Genomic DNA, 15145 nt, shown 5'->3' with positions numbered 1-15145 from the left:
CATTAGATCAATATTTGACAACACCAGGTTGGGGACAGCCGACTGAGGGAGAGGAGTCAGAAAATGATGAGTAAATCAACTCTTGAAATGACTCATGACGAATGGTTATTGGATCGTCGAAAGGGTATAGGTGGCTCAGATGTTGCTACAATCCTTGGGGTGAACAAATGGAAGTCGCCATATCAATTATGGCTAGAAAAGACTGGTCAAATCGATTTAGAACACAGTGAGAGCGAACCAGCGTACTGGGGGAATGTTTTAGAGGAAGTTGTCGCTAAAGAATTTCAAGAAAGAACAGGTAAAAAAGTTCGCCGAAGAAATCAGGTATTCGAGCATCCGTTACATCCGTTCCTGCGAGCGAACATCGATCGGGATGTTGTTGGGGAAAATGCTATTTTGGAATGTAAAACAGCAAATGCCTTTCTAGGTAAGGAATGGGAAGGCGAAGAAGTTCCTCTTAGTTATTTGTGTCAGGTTCAGCATTACATGAACGTTGTGAATAAAAAATATTGTTACATTGCCGTTTTGGTTGGTGGACAAAAGTTCATTTGGAAACGAGTTGATCGTGACCAAGAACTAATTGATATGATTACTGAACGCTTAGTTTGTTTTTGGGAGGAAAATGTTTTAGCTGGCAAAGAACCAGAAATAGATGGTAGCGAAGCAACGTCAGACTTTTTGAAAGATCGGTATTCAGAACTTGATGAAACAGAAACCACATTGCCATCTTCATTTGATGATTTAGTTGACCAAAAAAGAGAACTTAAGAAAGCAAAAAAGGAGATCGAAACAGCCATTCGCCAAGTGGATAACGAAATCATCAGCGCACTAGGTAAAAGAAATGCGAGTATCGGTATCGCTCCAAAGAACATTGTATCTTGGAAGTTAGTATCCACTAGAAGAATGAACATCAAGAAACTTGCTGAAAAATATCCTGAAGTAGCAAAAGATGATGAAATATACACCGTTATCGAATCACGAAGACTTACAGAAAAGGAGATCAAATGATATGGCAACAAACGAAGAACTAAAAAATCAATTAGCAGCAAAAGAAACACAGATCGTTGATCCAACGAAATTAGGCTTTAAAGCTTTGATGAACACACCATCGATGAAAAAGAAGTTTTATGATATCTTGCACGAAAAATCAGATTCGTTCATGGGATCGCTTATGACGCTTGTTGGCGGCGATAACTATTTATCACAAGCCGAACCGATGACGATCATTGCATCAGCTCTAAAAGCAGCAACGATGGATTTGCCAATCGATAAAAATTTAGGTTATGCCTACATCGTACCATTCAATCGCTACGAGAAGCAGGGACAAAAATGGATCACACATAACGAAGCACAATTCATTCTAGGTTACAAGGGTTACATTCAACTAGCACAGCGCAGCGGTCAATATAAGGCGCTTAATGCTATCGAAGTATATGACGGACAGCTGATTGATTGGAATCCACTTACAGAGCAATTTACGTTTGATTATAAAGCACGAAATTCAGATAAAGTAATCGGATATGTGGCTTTCTTCGAACTTTTGAATGGCTTTAAGAAAACCGTATTTTGGACAAAACAAGAAATCGAAAATCATCGTATCAAGCACTCAAAGGCTAAGGACAAGCAAAGTCTAACGGGTGCTTGGGCGGATAACTACGACGCAATGGCGATTAAAACAGTGCTTCGCAACATGCTTTCCAAATGGGGAATTTTATCTGTAGAAATGCAATCAGCAATCACTTCTGATGAGAAAGTCTTTCGTGTAGACGAAAACAACGATTTGATTGAAGAAACTGATTTATCAGATATGGAGCCATTACCTCATGATCTTAAAGAAGCAGAAAAAGTTGAAGACGATTCAAATGAATCGGCGGCTTTTGATGAATATAAAGCAACAAGCACGACAGGAGACGTGCAAGATTCATTATTCGATGATATGAATCCATCATTAGAAAAATAATATTGAGGGGATGATTCCCCTTATTAGATTAGGAGGCTACACATGGCAAGACCGAAAAAGAACGGTCTTGATTATTTCCCTCTCGATGTTGATATCTTCGAGGATGAGAAAATAGAGGCTATTGCCGGGGAATTTGGCACAAAAGGAGAACTTGCGGTTATCAAACTGCTTTGTGCGATATACAAGAGAGGATATTTCATTCTGTGGGATGATCTCACGCAAGCAACCCTTTTGAAACGCCTGCCCGGGTCAAGTAAGGAAATGATTAACCAGATAGTAAACCGCTTGGTTTCATGGGGATTCTTTAACGAAGAACTGTTTAACTCGGTTAGGGTACTAACTAGCGAAAATATCCAAGCCACTTATCTTGAAGCGACAAAAAGGCGGAAATTGCCAAAACCGACGAAATACATTATTAATGTAGACAATAATCAACAAACAAGCGCAGTTAATGTCAACAATAATCCACAAAGTAAAGTAAATAAAAGTAAAGTAAATAAAAGTAAAGCATCATCTATCTCTAATCTAGATCTTAATCCAGATAGTGCGCGCGTATTTTGGTTGAATCAGGTAAACCCTGTTGAAGCGCCGATGATTCTAGAGTCAATCGATTACTGGGTCAGTGACTTTAACGGACAAGACTTGATTGTGATTGAGGCGATTAAGGAAATGCTGAGGAATAATGCGAAAAGTTACAAATACCTCGACAAAATCCTGAAAACTTGGGAAAGTCAAGGACTTAATACGCTCGAAAAAGTTGCGAAATACTTGCAGGGGGATTACTCGAAAAAGCCTAAAAACAAGTATCAAGGTCTAGAATATGAGAATCTTGATGAGTACGAAGACCTATAATCGAAGGAGGTGTCAGAGTATGCAGTCGGTGGCTTTGGGGATTAGTCAATTGATCGATAAAGTGTTAATGAAACGAGGAGTCTGTCCAGAGTGCAATGAGCCGCTTTATAGTTGGCGGATGAAGAATCCAGACGGATCAGCTCGCTGTGCGCCAACATGCATGCAATGCGGATATTCCGATCTCAAACTCAAGGAAGATCAGCAAACAGCCCGTATCTACAACGAGAGCTTGAAAGCACAAGCAATCAGCTTTTTCAAGAACGGATCGGTCGTTAGTAATAAGTCGCTCTTTGATTGCAGTTTAAGAAATTTCAAGGTTGTTGATCAGGAGACGAAAATCGCACTAGAGGCAGCAAAACGTTATATCACGGCTGTTCTGTTAGGAAAGCCTGTACATCTAGTCTTAAGTGGAAAAGCGGGTGTTGGCAAGAGCCATTTAGCAATGTCGATCGCATGGGAAGTTTTACAACGATCAAATTATGCGAAGAAAATCTTGTTTATCAGCTATCAAGAGATGCTTGAACAGATTCGATTTTCATACAACAATCAAGAGTTACGGCGTATGATCGAGGGCTCTTTGGTTGCAGATATTAAGACTGCTCATCTAGTTGTGATTGATGATATCGGCGCAGAGCTTGGAAAATCTGCTGGAACAAGCCGCGAATTTGGAGCTAGTACGTTGAATTCATTTCTTGAGGCACGTCAAGACCGTGCAACAGTAGTTACGACGAATCTATCAAGTAAAGAGCTGAGCGAATCATACGGTTCAAGAATTGTTTCACGTCTATATAGCCATTCTGATGGTTTTAGCATCAAGATGAATCGTACTGCTGATAAACGAGTTCATGGAGTTAGCGCTTGAAACAACAGACCAACCAAGGTAGGAGGCACAAAAACTGTATGCAAAACTCAAAAGACCGTCAGCACAAGCGGTATAAGCTTCAACGAATTGTGGAGTTGGCGGAAAGCCCTGATTTTGAATCTAATCCAGCTGTACAGGAAGAATGGGAAAAGCTACGAGAGGAATTGTATTTTTCCCCTGACCCAGAGAGCCGCTTGATTGAGGTCCTTTACAATGACGAAGTCATTTATACCGGTGTGAAAAAAGAGGTCGAGAAAAAATGCTTGAAATCAAGAAGCGCAATAAATAATCTGTTGCGAACAGGCAAGATGGACAAACAAAAACGAACGTATCGTTGGAAAGAAAAATAACAATTCTAGCGCATGAGAAAGATTTTGAGACGCTTTTTTTTGAGAAATAGTATAAACACTCGAGGTCGCGGCTGCATTAGCGAGAAATGACCAAGATGCACTACGTGATGGTATTGGTGATGTAGTAGTGACACTGATTATCCTAGCATTACAGAACGACATGGACCTATACGAGTGTTTGAATTGCGCTTATGACGAAATCAAGGGGCGCACTGGACAGATGGTTAACGGAGTGTTTGTTAAGTCTAGTGATTTGTAAAATAACTAGGAGGCTGTAATTTTGAAAAAGAAACAAGTAACAAAGATGTTAAAAATACTCGCCCTAGTATCTATTGGCGTAGTAATAGGGCGAGTAGTGGATATTGAATTTGAATTCTGTGATTAAACTATCCTAGTTTTTGATCCACAACTAGGACATGTAACAGTGCTGGAAACACCGTTTGGTAGTTTTCTGCCGCAGTTGGAACACACCAAGACTTTACGGACAGCTCTAGTAAGCTCTCGCTTAATTTTAGCTTTACTAGGAGTTTTGATTTTTACCCTAACTCTAGCCATAAGTTAACTCCTTTCTGATTAATTATGAATAATGCTCAGTTGGTATTGGGTCACTATTCAATAATAAATGTAGCACAATATACAGAGTTGTGTTTTACATTAACACTACATGTTGTGTTATTTTATTTACAAATGTTACGAACGTATGTTTTCGGAGGTGCGAAGATGTGGAATGAAATTGAACAAATATTAACTGAAAAAGATATATCACAATATGAACTAGCGAAGAGAATGGGAGTTTCAACTGGAACCATTACAGAGTTAAAAAAAGGCAGAATAAAGAAGCCTAGTTTTGAACTGATTAAAAAAATCGCTGATGCTTTGGACGTTAGTATGGATAGGTTTAGATGATTCCACAAGTCCAGTGATCTGAAATAATTCAGGAAGCGGAAGAGAAAGGTAATCAAAAAAGGAGGATTATTATGGATAAATTATTTATACCAGTTGAAATAACAAATATGGAAGAATTAAAAAAACTGATCAATCGGGCCGGATACCAAATTGATCAGTTAAAAGATACTTTAGAAAAAATCGAAAAATTTAAAGCCCAAGCTGTTTTTTGTCCAAAGACCAGCAGCTTTAGACTTCATAGAGTTCCAAGAATCAAAACTTGAATTTTCTTTTATGAAAGAATCTAATTCATTTTCGTCAATTGATTCCATGTTAGAAAAATCAAAACCTGACTTTTCAACAAATTCATCAATGTTAGAAAAAATTTGACTAATGATGAACAAATTGAAATCCTTCGAGAATATTCTCAATGGGCTTTGGAACAGGAGGGATAAGCATGAATAAGCAAGATTTAATTAAAAAATACATCGCAAAAAATGAGGAGTTAAGACCAAACTGCCCTAACAGAAATAGAAAAAATGAAGAATTAAAACGCAGCATTTACGAAGAAATTATTGAGGATTTGGAACAGCTTTACGAGCAAGAAAAAGTAGTTGTCTCGAAATGACAGTTGCAGTGTCGGTGGTATCCGATGAACCGTAGACAATTTATCATCATAATGATCATGGTTGTAGTAGCACTCAGTTGCTTGACCTATACAATTATTGACCAACAGAAAAAAATAAATCAGTTAGAAAAACAATTACAAGAAGTACAACTGAAGTACGAAATTATCAAAAACGATCCGTTGGCTAAGGATGCGTTTGAAGCAGGAGGGTAACTAATGACTTTTATAGTGTTAGGCTTCGTAGCAGTTGTTGGGATTATTTTTGTAAGCATTATAATCGGTAAGTCTGTTGATGAAAAGGAGCATGATTTTATTGGGAAAGACGAAATCAAAAATCAAGAAGAAAAAGCGTAAACTGTTGGAGAAAGCACAGGCAAATGGAACAATAAGTAACAAATATCTAAAGAAGGAGAAGTCATCAAATGGAAACACCACAAATTTTTAGTTTTGAAGACAATCAAGTTAGAACAATTCTAGTGAATGATGAGCCATATTTTGTAGGGAAAGATGTGGCAGAAATTCTTGGTTATAAAAACACGAGTAAAGCACTTAAAGATCATGTCGACAATGAAGATAAAAGGGGGGAACGAATCGTTACCCCCTCAGGAGAACAAGTTGCCACCATAATCAATGAATCCGGACTATACAGCTTAATCTTAAAATCAAAACTTCTAAATGCAAGGAAGTTCAAGCGTTGGGTTACAAGCGAAGTGCTGCCACAAATCAGAAAACACGGTATGTACGCTAAAGATGAAATACTTGAAAATCCTGATTTGTTGATTGAAGTAGCTACGAAACTGAAAGAGGAACGAACGAAACGATTAATTGCGGAACAAAAAGTCGCTGAATATGAACCGAAAATCACCTATCTTGATACAATTCTAGCATCGAAAGATGCAGTGACTACCTCACAGATTGCAGCGGATTATGGGATGTCAGCAGTTAAATTGAATAAGCTATTGCATCAATTAGGTATACAGCGAAAAGTAGGCGGTCAGTGGTTACTTTACAAGAAGCATATGAATTGCGGATATACAAAATCTCATACAGGTGAAATTCTTCAAACAGACGGAACGAAAAAAATTGTGATGAGTACCAAGTGGACACAAAAAGGAAGGCTGTTTATTTATGATTTGTTGAAGGAAGAAGGCTATTATCCTCAGATGGACCTGTGGGAAACAGCATAAAAAAAGAACCTTCTAAGGAGAGTGACCTACATGATAGATGTGTGTATAGAAGGTTCGAAAAAAGGCTACAGAAAACATCAACAAACGTGGGGTTGTTTTTATACATGTATATAAAAGGGTCCAATAAAGGAAAAAGTAGCCTTTTCTATTAGATTAATAGATAAAATTAAATAGTCAATATTATTTAATAAAAAATAGGCAACCGACCACTGGCTGCCTGTACATAGAATATTTAATGGAATCAAAATCTTTTTTCATTATACCATATCTTGGAGTGATTTGTAATGATTAAAGAAGCTGATATCAAACAGACAAAGGCAAATGCAAAGGCTATTTTAAAACAGTATCGGGGATTGGAACGCAAGGCTGGACGAAGTCCGATAGATATTCGTTCCCCATTTATGAACGATATGCCTAAAGCACCAAAGCGTGGAAATATGGTTGAAGATGCATTGATTCAAAACATCGAAATAAAAGAGAAAATTCAAGCGATAGAATATGCGTTAAGTCGGTTAGGACTGATGAGCAGACAGGTATTATACTACACTTATTGTATGAAAGAAGTTATGACAAATGATGAGATTGCGGATAATCTCGGCGTCGCAACCCGCACACTGAATCGGATGAAGTCGGAGGCTTTGTTGGAGTTTGCGGATGTATTTGGAGTGGTTGCTTATCGCTGAAAATTTTGGCGTAAATGGCGTTTTTGGCGCAAATTTGGCGTTTTTGGCGCAGATTTGGCGCAAATAGTTCGATTTTAGATGTTATTATAGTAGTGTCAGAAGATTAGGAGAGACGGTTGTTGGACTACTCACAATAATTCAAAAACCGAAAGGGGGAAAGCTCCTTATCGCTAATCCTTCTTTGGCAGAAAACAGCAAATTAAACAAGAATGGAGTTGAGTTCACTCCTTATCTTCATTCTTGGCGTCTTTACATTATTTAAAGATTGAAAACTTAATAGATTGTGAACCTAGTGTAGAACGTTTGAACAGCGTGCTAGGATAGCATGGCATAAATCTGAATATGATTAAAGGTGCGATAGTGTCTTTGATTGTAGGTATGTTGCATGGTGACATGTGAGGAACTATTAGTAAAAGCTAATATCAGTTAAGTGCTATGTGGAGTGCACATGGATTGTAAGGTACAAGACTCTTGGGGGATACAATAGACGCTCCTGTGGAGAAGAATCTAAGTTAGGTGAAGTGTGAGAAGCTTGGCAGACCTTAGAAAACTCAAAAGACTCCCTTTGACGAGAACTGCAGAAATGCAGGTTTAACAAGAGAACTTGGTACAAGTAGCCTAAGTCAGTTTCAGGGATATTATTATAAAAACAGATGGGTTTATGTAATAAATACTTTAAAAGCTGAATGTTTAGGTGAACGTTGTTAGCCACCGTGCTAGACTATACATGAAAAGCAAAGAGAAGCTATTGGGTAGCTCCCGATAGTTCAGCCTCTTTGAGTATGTGACTGAATGCAGTGAGTGTGTATGAAGCAGGAAGAAAAGCCCACAATCTGTTAAGTTTTGAGTTTTTAAATTTGTCACTGTGGCGGAAGATCCGCACAATCTGGGCGTGAGAATTCACGAGATATAGAGTGTAATCAACGGAGCAGAGAGGTCCCAGTCCGTATTACTGAGGGGGGCAGTACCACTCCAGTGACATAGGGTTTATAGTTATCCCGACTGCCTGTCAGCGAAAACTTGTTACATAAGCCACACTGCGGAAACAGTAAGTGGCGAGCAACCTAGTATTGTTAAATATGTGTCAGATTGGCTAGGCGATTTGGCACAATTTAATCTAGTCTGAGAAAGAAAATTTCGATATAATATCCATTGTAGAAAAGTGAAAAGATGGTGGCTAATCTCTTAACAAAGGGGTGATGCCTATGGTTCATAGCTTTATCCCTAGAAGGGAGTAGGCATGTCTGTATTTGAAGCATTAACGCTGATGATTGCTTTTGCGACGTTAGTGTTGCTGATTACAGATCATAAGAACAAAAAATAACCATCTAACACTTTAGCAGGCGTAGATGGTTATCAAAACTATTTACTAAGCTACCGTCTTTTTAACGGTTCTACTTAGGGCGTGTTTGCAGCACGTCCTTTTTCTATGTCTATTATATCATGAAATAAAATAAATTCAATCAAGATCGCTTCGGCGGTCTTTTTTTGTTGTAAAGGAGCTTAGTGAATGAACAAGAAGAGTAGTCATGCAAAGAAATCAGAATCAGACTATTTTGGAATTTTAAGAGATATTCGTGAGTCAAAAGATTTGGGGGAGATTGCTGAATTGTTTATGACAATCATTGGAATCTGTGGATTGAAAATGGATGAAGTTTCTGCCCTTAATTATTACATTATTGAACGAACATTGAAAGCTAAACACAATGATCAGTTCTTAAGAGAGCGAATGGGTATTGATATCAATGATTTAGGTATCGATGGAATCTTACAAATACAACGAGCATTAGTAAATATCTACGTTGGTAAACTAAAGAAATGATTCCGATTGTCAAAACAAAAGCGGATCGGGCAAGGTTTTATGGATCGACCAAGTGGCGCAATCTAAGGCAGCAAATACTTGAGAGAGATCACTATGAATGCCTATGGTGTAAAGCAGAAGGCAGACTGACTACACAGTATGATTCGATACTGGAGGTTGATCACATCAAAGAATTGGAAACAAATCCAGAGCTTGCGTTTGATCCAGACAATCTAAGGACGTTATGCAAAGACTGTCACAACAAGCGACATGATCGAATGAACTATCGTGGCCAACCAAAGAAACGAAAGTGGGATGACGAATGGTGGTAAACGTAATAATCAAATCCCAAAATTAGACTGAATAACGAACTAAAGTGGGGATCAACATACCCCCGGTCGAATTATTTTGGGGTCAAATCCCAATCTAGGGAACCGGTGGAAGGGGTCAATTCTGCAAATGCGACGAATTTTTTGTACCCCTCCCCCCTCTACCCCTAAGTTAGTAAATATTGAAGGAAGGTGATTAGTTTGGATTCTAAGTTAGTTGGGACGAGAATGAAGCAAAAAAGACTCGAAAAAAAGATGACTCAAGTTGATGTAGCAACAAAAAGCGGGATTTCTAGTAAGTATTACGGAAGTATTGAGAATGGAAAAAATTCGCCGAGTATTGAAAAGTTAAGTGCTATTGCAAAGGTGCTTGGATGCAGTTTACATTTCTTACTAAATGATCGTATGGACGACATGGAAAATCGTGTGAAATTAGAAACTAACCGGCTTCAAGAAATTTTTGAAAAAATTCCTCGGGACAAACTTAGTTTGGTTGAAGGACTAATTACACAAGCTGCGCGACTAAGGGTCTTGCTAGATGATAATTGGAAGGACATCCTCGAAAACGGAGAGTATGAAAAATTCAAGCAAAGCGAAAATCAAATGGCATATGATAGGAAACGGCCTATTGTCGAGAATTACGATAATAGAGATAAAACATACCAAACTATTATCAAACAACTCACCGATTTATTACCTCCAAATGTGAAAGTAGATAAAAAAAGTAAGTTGCTTGGTAGGAAATAGAAATGCTTTCTAACAAGTATGTTGATCAATATATTCGTAAATGGAAATCTGGTGAGTTAATCCTTAACGAAAAAAGGATACTTCTTTTAAAACTAATAGAAAAAGAAATTTTACCTCGCAGCGATATTTATTATTTCGATGAGGAACAAATAAATAATTATATTGAGTTTAGTCAGGCTTGGTATTTTGAGTTGGATGAATGGGAAAAATTTATTTCCGCATTCATTTTTTTGTTTTACAAAGAAGATGATGAAGTTGTTTTTGATGAATTTGTCATCAATATGGGACGCGGTGGCGGAAAAAATGGTTTCATTTCAACTCTTTCAAATTACTTTGTCAGTTCACTTCATGGGATTGATTACTATGATGTTTCGATTGTAGCTAATAGCGAGAAACAGGCCAAACGAAGTTTTCAAGAATGCTATCGAGTTATTAATAAAAAAGGCAATGAAGATTTGAAAGAAGAGTTTGAAGCCTATAAAAGCAGCTTGACAGGTTTAGAAACGCAATCTGTTTTTGAGTATAAAACGAGCAATGCAAGTTCACAAGATGGCGGCCGAGAAGGTGCAGTAATCTATGACGAATATCATGAGATGGAAAATACAGATATTGTTGATGTATTTTCAGGCGGACTTGGGAAGGTAGATCATGGACGACAGTTCTTCATTGGTACCAAGGGATTTGTACGTGAGGGATATTTTGATATTAAATATCGCGAATGTGAAGATATTTTGAACGGTCTAACCGAATTTAAAGGGGTGTTTCCTTATATCTGTGAGTTGGATGCCATTGAGGAAATGGATAATCCGAAAAATTGGCCAAAAGCAAACCCAGCATTGCAACCACCTTTGAATAAGCGTGGAAAGCGTCTTTTTAATGAAGTTATGAAAAAGTACAAGAAGTTGGCTACTGAGCCTTCTGGACGTGCTGCATTTGTTACTAAACGTATGAATTTTCTTGAGGACAATATGGAGAATTCTGTTGCTACAAGGGAAGAGATGATGGCAACGAATCGTCCTTTCTTTGAGCTGGATACAGTACCAATCGGGTCAATTGACTTTGGTAGTGTTCGAGATTTTGCTACTTGCGGTTTACTATTTAAAAATCGTAAGAAATTGGAATATGCATTTAAGACATTTACGTTTGCGATGAAACATTTTTGTGACGTTCACTACGGATATTCATTGAAAGAGCAATTAGTTGGTAGTGAAAAACGCGCACCAATAAAAGCTTGGGAAAGAATGGGACTGATGAAAGTTATTGACGAACCATCTTTGAATCCTAAGTATATTGTTGACTGGTTTATTCAAGCAAGAGAAGAATATGGCGTGAGAGTAATTGTCATGGATAACTACAAGGCAGATATTTTAGGACCTATGCTTGAAAAAGAAGGATTTGAAGTAGTCCGATTGAAAAGGCCGTCTAACTTGCACCCATTATTAGCTCCTCGTGTAGAAGATGGATTTGCAAATCACAAATTTATCTTTGGTGATAATCCATTAATGCGATGGTTTACCAATAATGTATATGTAAGGGAAACGCAAGCGGGAAAACAATTCTTAAAAAAAGAAGAAATTAAGCGAAAAACAGATGGATTTCAAGCATTTGTCCACGCGTTATATAAAGCCACAGAGTTAGATGATCAGATTGATTATGACGAAGCTTTTGATATGCTTGATGGCATTGATTTTTAGAAAGGTGGTGAAATTATTTGGGAATCTTAGACATTTTTAAAAAGAATAATGAGATCGATTGGATGCTAGATTATGAGTTTGTAGAAAACTTAGCGCAACGATCTTATTTAAAAACTATGGCTAAAAATACTGTTCTTGATTTTGTCGCAAGAACGATGTCGACATTGGAAGTGAAATTCCAGGGTAAGAATAACACAACCGATTGGAATTATATCTTAAATGTACGCCCTAACTTGGATATGTCTGCCGCTACGTTCTGGGAAAAATTTTTCTATCGCCTTTTGGATGACAATGAAGTCTTAGTGATTTTTACTGATGATAACCAGATGCTAATTGCAGATGATTATTATAGACAAGAGTATGCGGTATACGAAGATACTTTTTCTATGGTAACAGTCAAAAACTACACATTTAAGAGAACGTATAAAATGTCGGAAGTTATATACCTTGAATACAACAACGAAAAGTTAGAGAAATTTACACAAGGGTTGTTTGATGATTACGCGGAACTTTTTGGACGTATACTGGAAATATCTATGCGTAACAACCAAATTCGTGCATCAGTCGGCATAGATGCCACAGGTGGTATTGGTGATGAAAAAGGAAAAGACGGGAAATCTAAAAGTGAAAGATTACAAGCGTTTATCGATAAAGTTTATAACTCTTTTCGAACCAACTCGGTAGCGATCGTACCAAAATTAAAGGGATTCGAATATGAAGAATATACCAACAAGCAGGGTGTGTCTAATCAGTCATTAGAAGAATTGAATAAAATGAAATCCTCTCTCATTGATGATATCGCCAACGCCATAGGAGTACCTACGGCGCTTATTTATGGTGAGAAAGCTGAACTAGATTCCAATATCAAAGCGTTCCGCCAATTATGTATTGTGCCGCTGGTAAAAAAACTACAAGATGAATTGATCGCAAAGATCATCAGTTGCCAAGAATATACAAACGGTGAACGTATCAAAATTAACAACGTTTTACCTAAAGACATATTAGAATACGCAACTCAGATTGACAAGATTGTTTCATCTGGAACGTTCTTACGAGATGAAGTTCGTGAGCCACTTGGCTTTGACCCATTGCCGAATGGAGAAGGACAGAAATTAATCATGACTAAAAACTATCAAAAAGTATTAGAAGGAGGTGAGGATGAAAATGACGGTGAAGATTAAAATTAACGGTCCAATCATTTCAAGTGATGACAAATGGTTTTATGACTGGTTTGATATGGAAGCAACTTGTCCAAAAGATGTATTATCTAAACTCCCAACAAATGGAGAAGATGTAGAAGTTACAATCAATTCATATGGTGGTTTAGTTGACATGGGGAATGAAATCTATACTGGATTACGTGCTTACAGTGGTAAAGTGATTGCTAATGTTGTAATGGCTGGAAGTGCGGCAAGTATTATTGCAATGGCTGCGACCCAAATAAAAATTAGCCCAGTCGGTCAAATCATGATCCATAACGTTTCTATGGGGTCACAAGGCGATTATCATGAAATGGACAAATCCAGCGAGATTCTACAAAAGGCTAATCTTTCTCTAGCTAATGCATATGTGGCTAAAACTGGTAAAAGTAAAGATGAAATCTTGTCACTGATGGATAAAGAGACTTGGCTCACTGCTGAAGAAGCTGTTGAGTATGGTTTTGCAGATTCGATTATGTTCGAAAATACAGAACGTCCACAACTTGTCGCTGATGGAGGTAGTGGATTGATTCCGTCTAACGTTATCAACGAAGTGAATAAACTTAGAAACCAAAAACCTTTTGCACAAGTTGTGATTGATGAAGAAAAAATGAAACAAATTGTGGATGATAGTATTGAAGATTTAAAAACAAATACAATTATTCAAGGAAAGTCTATCCAAGAGTGGATGGATGAAAAACAAAATACTAAAAACGCGGGACCAACAAATGAATCTCCATTTGCTAGGTTTCTTTTTTAATACAAAAAATGAGGAGGACATAAAATGACTATTAAATTATCACAAGATTTTGAGAACGCAAAAAAAGCATGGATTCAAGCTGTACAAAATAACGAATCAACTGAAAAAGTTGGGGAACTTTACGGTGAAATGTTGGATCAAATGATTTCAGAGGCGAAAAAAGCCGGTGAAATTGCTGCTGAATCATACGCTGCTGGAACTAAATTAGATGCAAAACTCGCTGCCGAACAACGTAAATTCTTCAATGAAATCAACAAAGAAGTTGGTTACAAAGAAGAAACACTATTGCCACAAGAAACAATTGACACTATTTTTGAAGATGTTGTTTCTGAACATCCGTTGTTAGCTGCAATCGGTGTGAAAAATGCTGGATTACGCTTGAAATTCTTGAAATCTGAGACAAGCGGTGTAGCTGTTTGGGGTAAGATTTTTGATGAAATTAAAGGTCAGCTAGATGCTGCGTTCAGTGAAGAAGAGTCAATTCAAAACAAATTGACCGCATTTGTAGTCTTACCAAAAGATTTAACGCAATTTGGTCCAGCGTGGGTTGAATCATTTGTACGTTTACAAATTCAAGAAGCGTTTGCTGTAGCTATGGAATTAGCTTTCTTATCAGGAACTGGTAAAGATCAGCCAGTCGGGTTAAATCGACAAGTTCAAAAAGATGTATCGATCACCGGTGGTGTGTATCCAGAAAAAACACCAGAAGGGACTTTGACAATTGATCCTTTAGCAAATGGAAAAGAAAACCTTTTGGAAATGGGGAAAATTAAGAAATTTCATTCCGTAAAAGAAAATGGGAAACGATTAAACACTGCTGGAAAACTTTGTTTGGTAATCTCGCCAGAAGATGCCACAGATTTAGATGTCGCTTTTACAATTGTCACTAATGCTGGATTGTATGTTAAGAACACACCATTCAATATTCAAATTATCGAGTCAGAGGCGCAAGCAACTGGTAAGTGTTTGAGCTTTGTAAACGGGCGTTATGATGGCTATGTTGGTGGTGGTGTGTCAATCAAGAAATTTGATCAAACACTCGCATTGGAAGATCTAGACTTATATGCTGCTAAGACATTTGCATATGGTAAAGCAAAAGATAATAAAGTGGCGGCTGTTTGGACACTTAATATTACCGGTGGTGGTTCGGGGGAGTAATTCCCCCAACAATTGGCGAAGTAACGCCAACGACTGATGGGGCAGTCATT

Annotated in this window: 20 protein-coding genes and 1 pseudogene; all 21 read left to right on the top strand. The window is 37.6% G+C overall.

Annotated features, from left to right (window positions below; genetic code table 11):
* Positions 1–66 precede the first annotated feature (66 nt).
* Entirely contained in the window at positions 67–1008 is a 942-nt protein-coding gene (locus IGJ45_RS16085) for a YqaJ viral recombinase family protein (RefSeq protein ID WP_409535958.1), read from the top strand.
* A 1-nt stretch (position 1009) separates the two neighbouring features.
* On the top strand, positions 1010–1960 hold the full coding sequence (locus IGJ45_RS16080; protein ID WP_368265059.1) for a recombinase RecT: 951 nt from the start codon (positions 1010–1012) through the stop codon (positions 1958–1960).
* Positions 1961–2002: 42 nt separating this feature from the next.
* A complete protein-coding gene (locus IGJ45_RS16075) occupies positions 2003–2812 on the top strand; it encodes a Lin1244/Lin1753 domain-containing protein (RefSeq protein ID WP_368265060.1) in 810 nt (269 codons plus the stop codon).
* A gap of 19 nt (positions 2813–2831) precedes the next feature.
* Positions 2832–3674 carry an ATP-binding protein gene (locus IGJ45_RS16070; RefSeq protein ID WP_311828382.1) on the top strand — a complete coding sequence of 281 codons (843 nt, stop codon included), beginning with the start codon at positions 2832–2834 and terminating at the stop codon, positions 3672–3674.
* A 38-nt stretch (positions 3675–3712) separates the two neighbouring features.
* The gene (locus tag IGJ45_RS16065; RefSeq protein ID WP_311828378.1) at positions 3713–4024 is read left to right on the top strand and encodes a hypothetical protein; all 312 of its coding nucleotides are present in this window, start codon (positions 3713–3715) and stop codon (positions 4022–4024) included.
* 61 nt (positions 4025–4085) lie between these two features.
* Positions 4086–4283 (top strand): annotated as a pseudogene (locus IGJ45_RS16060) (MazG-like family protein); the annotation flags it as partial.
* A gap of 461 nt (positions 4284–4744) precedes the next feature.
* On the top strand, positions 4745–4930 hold the full coding sequence (locus IGJ45_RS16055) for a helix-turn-helix domain-containing protein (RefSeq protein ID WP_376715992.1): 186 nt from the start codon (positions 4745–4747) through the stop codon (positions 4928–4930).
* A 71-nt stretch (positions 4931–5001) separates the two neighbouring features.
* Positions 5002–5193, top strand: a complete 192-nt coding sequence (locus IGJ45_RS16050) for a hypothetical protein (protein ID WP_311828379.1) — start codon at positions 5002–5004, stop codon at positions 5191–5193.
* 173 nt (positions 5194–5366) lie between these two features.
* Complete coding sequence (locus IGJ45_RS16045) at positions 5367–5537, top strand: hypothetical protein (protein ID WP_164981819.1); 171 nt, start codon at positions 5367–5369, stop codon at positions 5535–5537.
* Positions 5538–5561: 24 nt separating this feature from the next.
* Positions 5562–5750, top strand: a complete 189-nt coding sequence (locus IGJ45_RS16040; RefSeq protein WP_208775491.1) for a hypothetical protein — start codon at positions 5562–5564, stop codon at positions 5748–5750.
* A gap of 3 nt (positions 5751–5753) precedes the next feature.
* A complete protein-coding gene (locus IGJ45_RS16035) occupies positions 5754–5891 on the top strand; it encodes a hypothetical protein (protein ID WP_154731721.1) in 138 nt (45 codons plus the stop codon).
* Between the two features lie 68 nt (positions 5892–5959).
* Positions 5960–6724 carry a phage antirepressor gene (locus tag IGJ45_RS16030; protein ID WP_311828381.1) on the top strand — a complete coding sequence of 255 codons (765 nt, stop codon included), beginning with the start codon at positions 5960–5962 and terminating at the stop codon, positions 6722–6724.
* Between the two features lie 284 nt (positions 6725–7008).
* Complete coding sequence (locus IGJ45_RS16025; RefSeq protein ID WP_123836414.1) at positions 7009–7407, top strand: ArpU family phage packaging/lysis transcriptional regulator; 399 nt, start codon at positions 7009–7011, stop codon at positions 7405–7407.
* Positions 7408–8647: 1240 nt separating this feature from the next.
* Entirely contained in the window at positions 8648–8731 is an 84-nt protein-coding gene (locus tag IGJ45_RS16020) for a putative holin-like toxin (RefSeq protein ID WP_277814692.1), read from the top strand.
* Positions 8732–8917: 186 nt separating this feature from the next.
* Entirely contained in the window at positions 8918–9229 is a 312-nt protein-coding gene (locus tag IGJ45_RS16015; protein WP_311809950.1) for a hypothetical protein, read from the top strand.
* On the top strand, positions 9226–9540 hold the full coding sequence (locus tag IGJ45_RS16010) for an HNH endonuclease (RefSeq protein WP_311809951.1): 315 nt from the start codon (positions 9226–9228) through the stop codon (positions 9538–9540). Before IGJ45_RS16015 ends, IGJ45_RS16010 begins: the two co-directional genes overlap by 4 nt.
* Positions 9541–9729: 189 nt before the next feature.
* A complete protein-coding gene (locus tag IGJ45_RS16005; RefSeq protein WP_123836396.1) occupies positions 9730–10284 on the top strand; it encodes a helix-turn-helix domain-containing protein in 555 nt (184 codons plus the stop codon).
* A 2-nt stretch (positions 10285–10286) separates the two neighbouring features.
* Positions 10287–11978, top strand: a complete 1692-nt coding sequence (locus IGJ45_RS16000) for a terminase large subunit domain-containing protein (RefSeq protein ID WP_311809954.1) — start codon at positions 10287–10289, stop codon at positions 11976–11978.
* Between the two features lie 17 nt (positions 11979–11995).
* The gene (locus IGJ45_RS15995; RefSeq protein ID WP_311809955.1) at positions 11996–13159 is read left to right on the top strand and encodes a phage portal protein; all 1164 of its coding nucleotides are present in this window, start codon (positions 11996–11998) and stop codon (positions 13157–13159) included.
* On the top strand, positions 13143–13937 hold the full coding sequence (locus tag IGJ45_RS15990) for a head maturation protease, ClpP-related (protein ID WP_311809967.1): 795 nt from the start codon (positions 13143–13145) through the stop codon (positions 13935–13937). The genes IGJ45_RS15995 and IGJ45_RS15990 overlap by 17 nt, the downstream gene beginning before the upstream one ends.
* A 24-nt stretch (positions 13938–13961) precedes the next feature.
* Positions 13962–15095: a phage major capsid protein gene (locus IGJ45_RS15985; protein ID WP_311809956.1), complete on the top strand. Its 1134-nt coding sequence runs from the start codon at positions 13962–13964 to the stop codon at positions 15093–15095.
* Positions 15096–15145 lie beyond the last annotated feature (50 nt).

Origin of the sequence: Enterococcus sp. DIV0574 (genome assembly GCF_051711125.1) — a bacterium.
Lineage (GTDB): Bacteria > Bacillota > Bacilli > Lactobacillales > Enterococcaceae > Enterococcus_D > Enterococcus_D gallinarum.
The sequence above is the reverse complement of the archived record's forward strand: the minus strand, read 5'-3'. Positions and strand labels throughout refer to the sequence as shown.

Excerpts from the sequence above, each read along its gene's own strand:
- IGJ45_RS16010 (WP_311809951.1), top strand. The coding sequence starts at position 9,226 with ATGATTCCGATTGTCAAAACAAAAGCGGATCGGGCAAGGTTTTATGGA.
- IGJ45_RS16035 (WP_154731721.1), top strand. The coding sequence starts at position 5,754 with ATGACTTTTATAGTGTTAGGCTTCGTAGCAGTTGTTGGGATTATTTTT.
- IGJ45_RS16045 (WP_164981819.1), top strand. The coding sequence starts at position 5,367 with ATGAATAAGCAAGATTTAATTAAAAAATACATCGCAAAAAATGAGGAG.
- IGJ45_RS16085 (WP_409535958.1), top strand. The coding sequence starts at position 67 with ATGAGTAAATCAACTCTTGAAATGACTCATGACGAATGGTTATTGGAT.
- IGJ45_RS16020 (WP_277814692.1), top strand. The coding sequence starts at position 8,648 with ATGTCTGTATTTGAAGCATTAACGCTGATGATTGCTTTTGCGACGTTA.
- IGJ45_RS16070 (WP_311828382.1), top strand. The coding sequence starts at position 2,832 with ATGCAGTCGGTGGCTTTGGGGATTAGTCAATTGATCGATAAAGTGTTA.
- IGJ45_RS16050 (WP_311828379.1), top strand. The coding sequence starts at position 5,002 with ATGGATAAATTATTTATACCAGTTGAAATAACAAATATGGAAGAATTA.
- IGJ45_RS16015 (WP_311809950.1), top strand. The coding sequence starts at position 8,918 with ATGAACAAGAAGAGTAGTCATGCAAAGAAATCAGAATCAGACTATTTT.
- IGJ45_RS16025 (WP_123836414.1), top strand. The coding sequence starts at position 7,009 with ATGATTAAAGAAGCTGATATCAAACAGACAAAGGCAAATGCAAAGGCT.
- IGJ45_RS15990 (WP_311809967.1), top strand. The coding sequence starts at position 13,143 with ATGACGGTGAAGATTAAAATTAACGGTCCAATCATTTCAAGTGATGAC.
- IGJ45_RS16075 (WP_368265060.1), top strand. The coding sequence starts at position 2,003 with ATGGCAAGACCGAAAAAGAACGGTCTTGATTATTTCCCTCTCGATGTT.
- IGJ45_RS16040 (WP_208775491.1), top strand. The coding sequence starts at position 5,562 with ATGAACCGTAGACAATTTATCATCATAATGATCATGGTTGTAGTAGCA.
- IGJ45_RS16055 (WP_376715992.1), top strand. The coding sequence starts at position 4,745 with ATGTGGAATGAAATTGAACAAATATTAACTGAAAAAGATATATCACAA.
- IGJ45_RS16030 (WP_311828381.1), top strand. The coding sequence starts at position 5,960 with ATGGAAACACCACAAATTTTTAGTTTTGAAGACAATCAAGTTAGAACA.
- IGJ45_RS16000 (WP_311809954.1), top strand. The coding sequence starts at position 10,287 with ATGCTTTCTAACAAGTATGTTGATCAATATATTCGTAAATGGAAATCT.
- IGJ45_RS16065 (WP_311828378.1), top strand. The coding sequence starts at position 3,713 with ATGCAAAACTCAAAAGACCGTCAGCACAAGCGGTATAAGCTTCAACGA.
- IGJ45_RS15985 (WP_311809956.1), top strand. The coding sequence starts at position 13,962 with ATGACTATTAAATTATCACAAGATTTTGAGAACGCAAAAAAAGCATGG.
- IGJ45_RS16080 (WP_368265059.1), top strand. The coding sequence starts at position 1,010 with ATGGCAACAAACGAAGAACTAAAAAATCAATTAGCAGCAAAAGAAACA.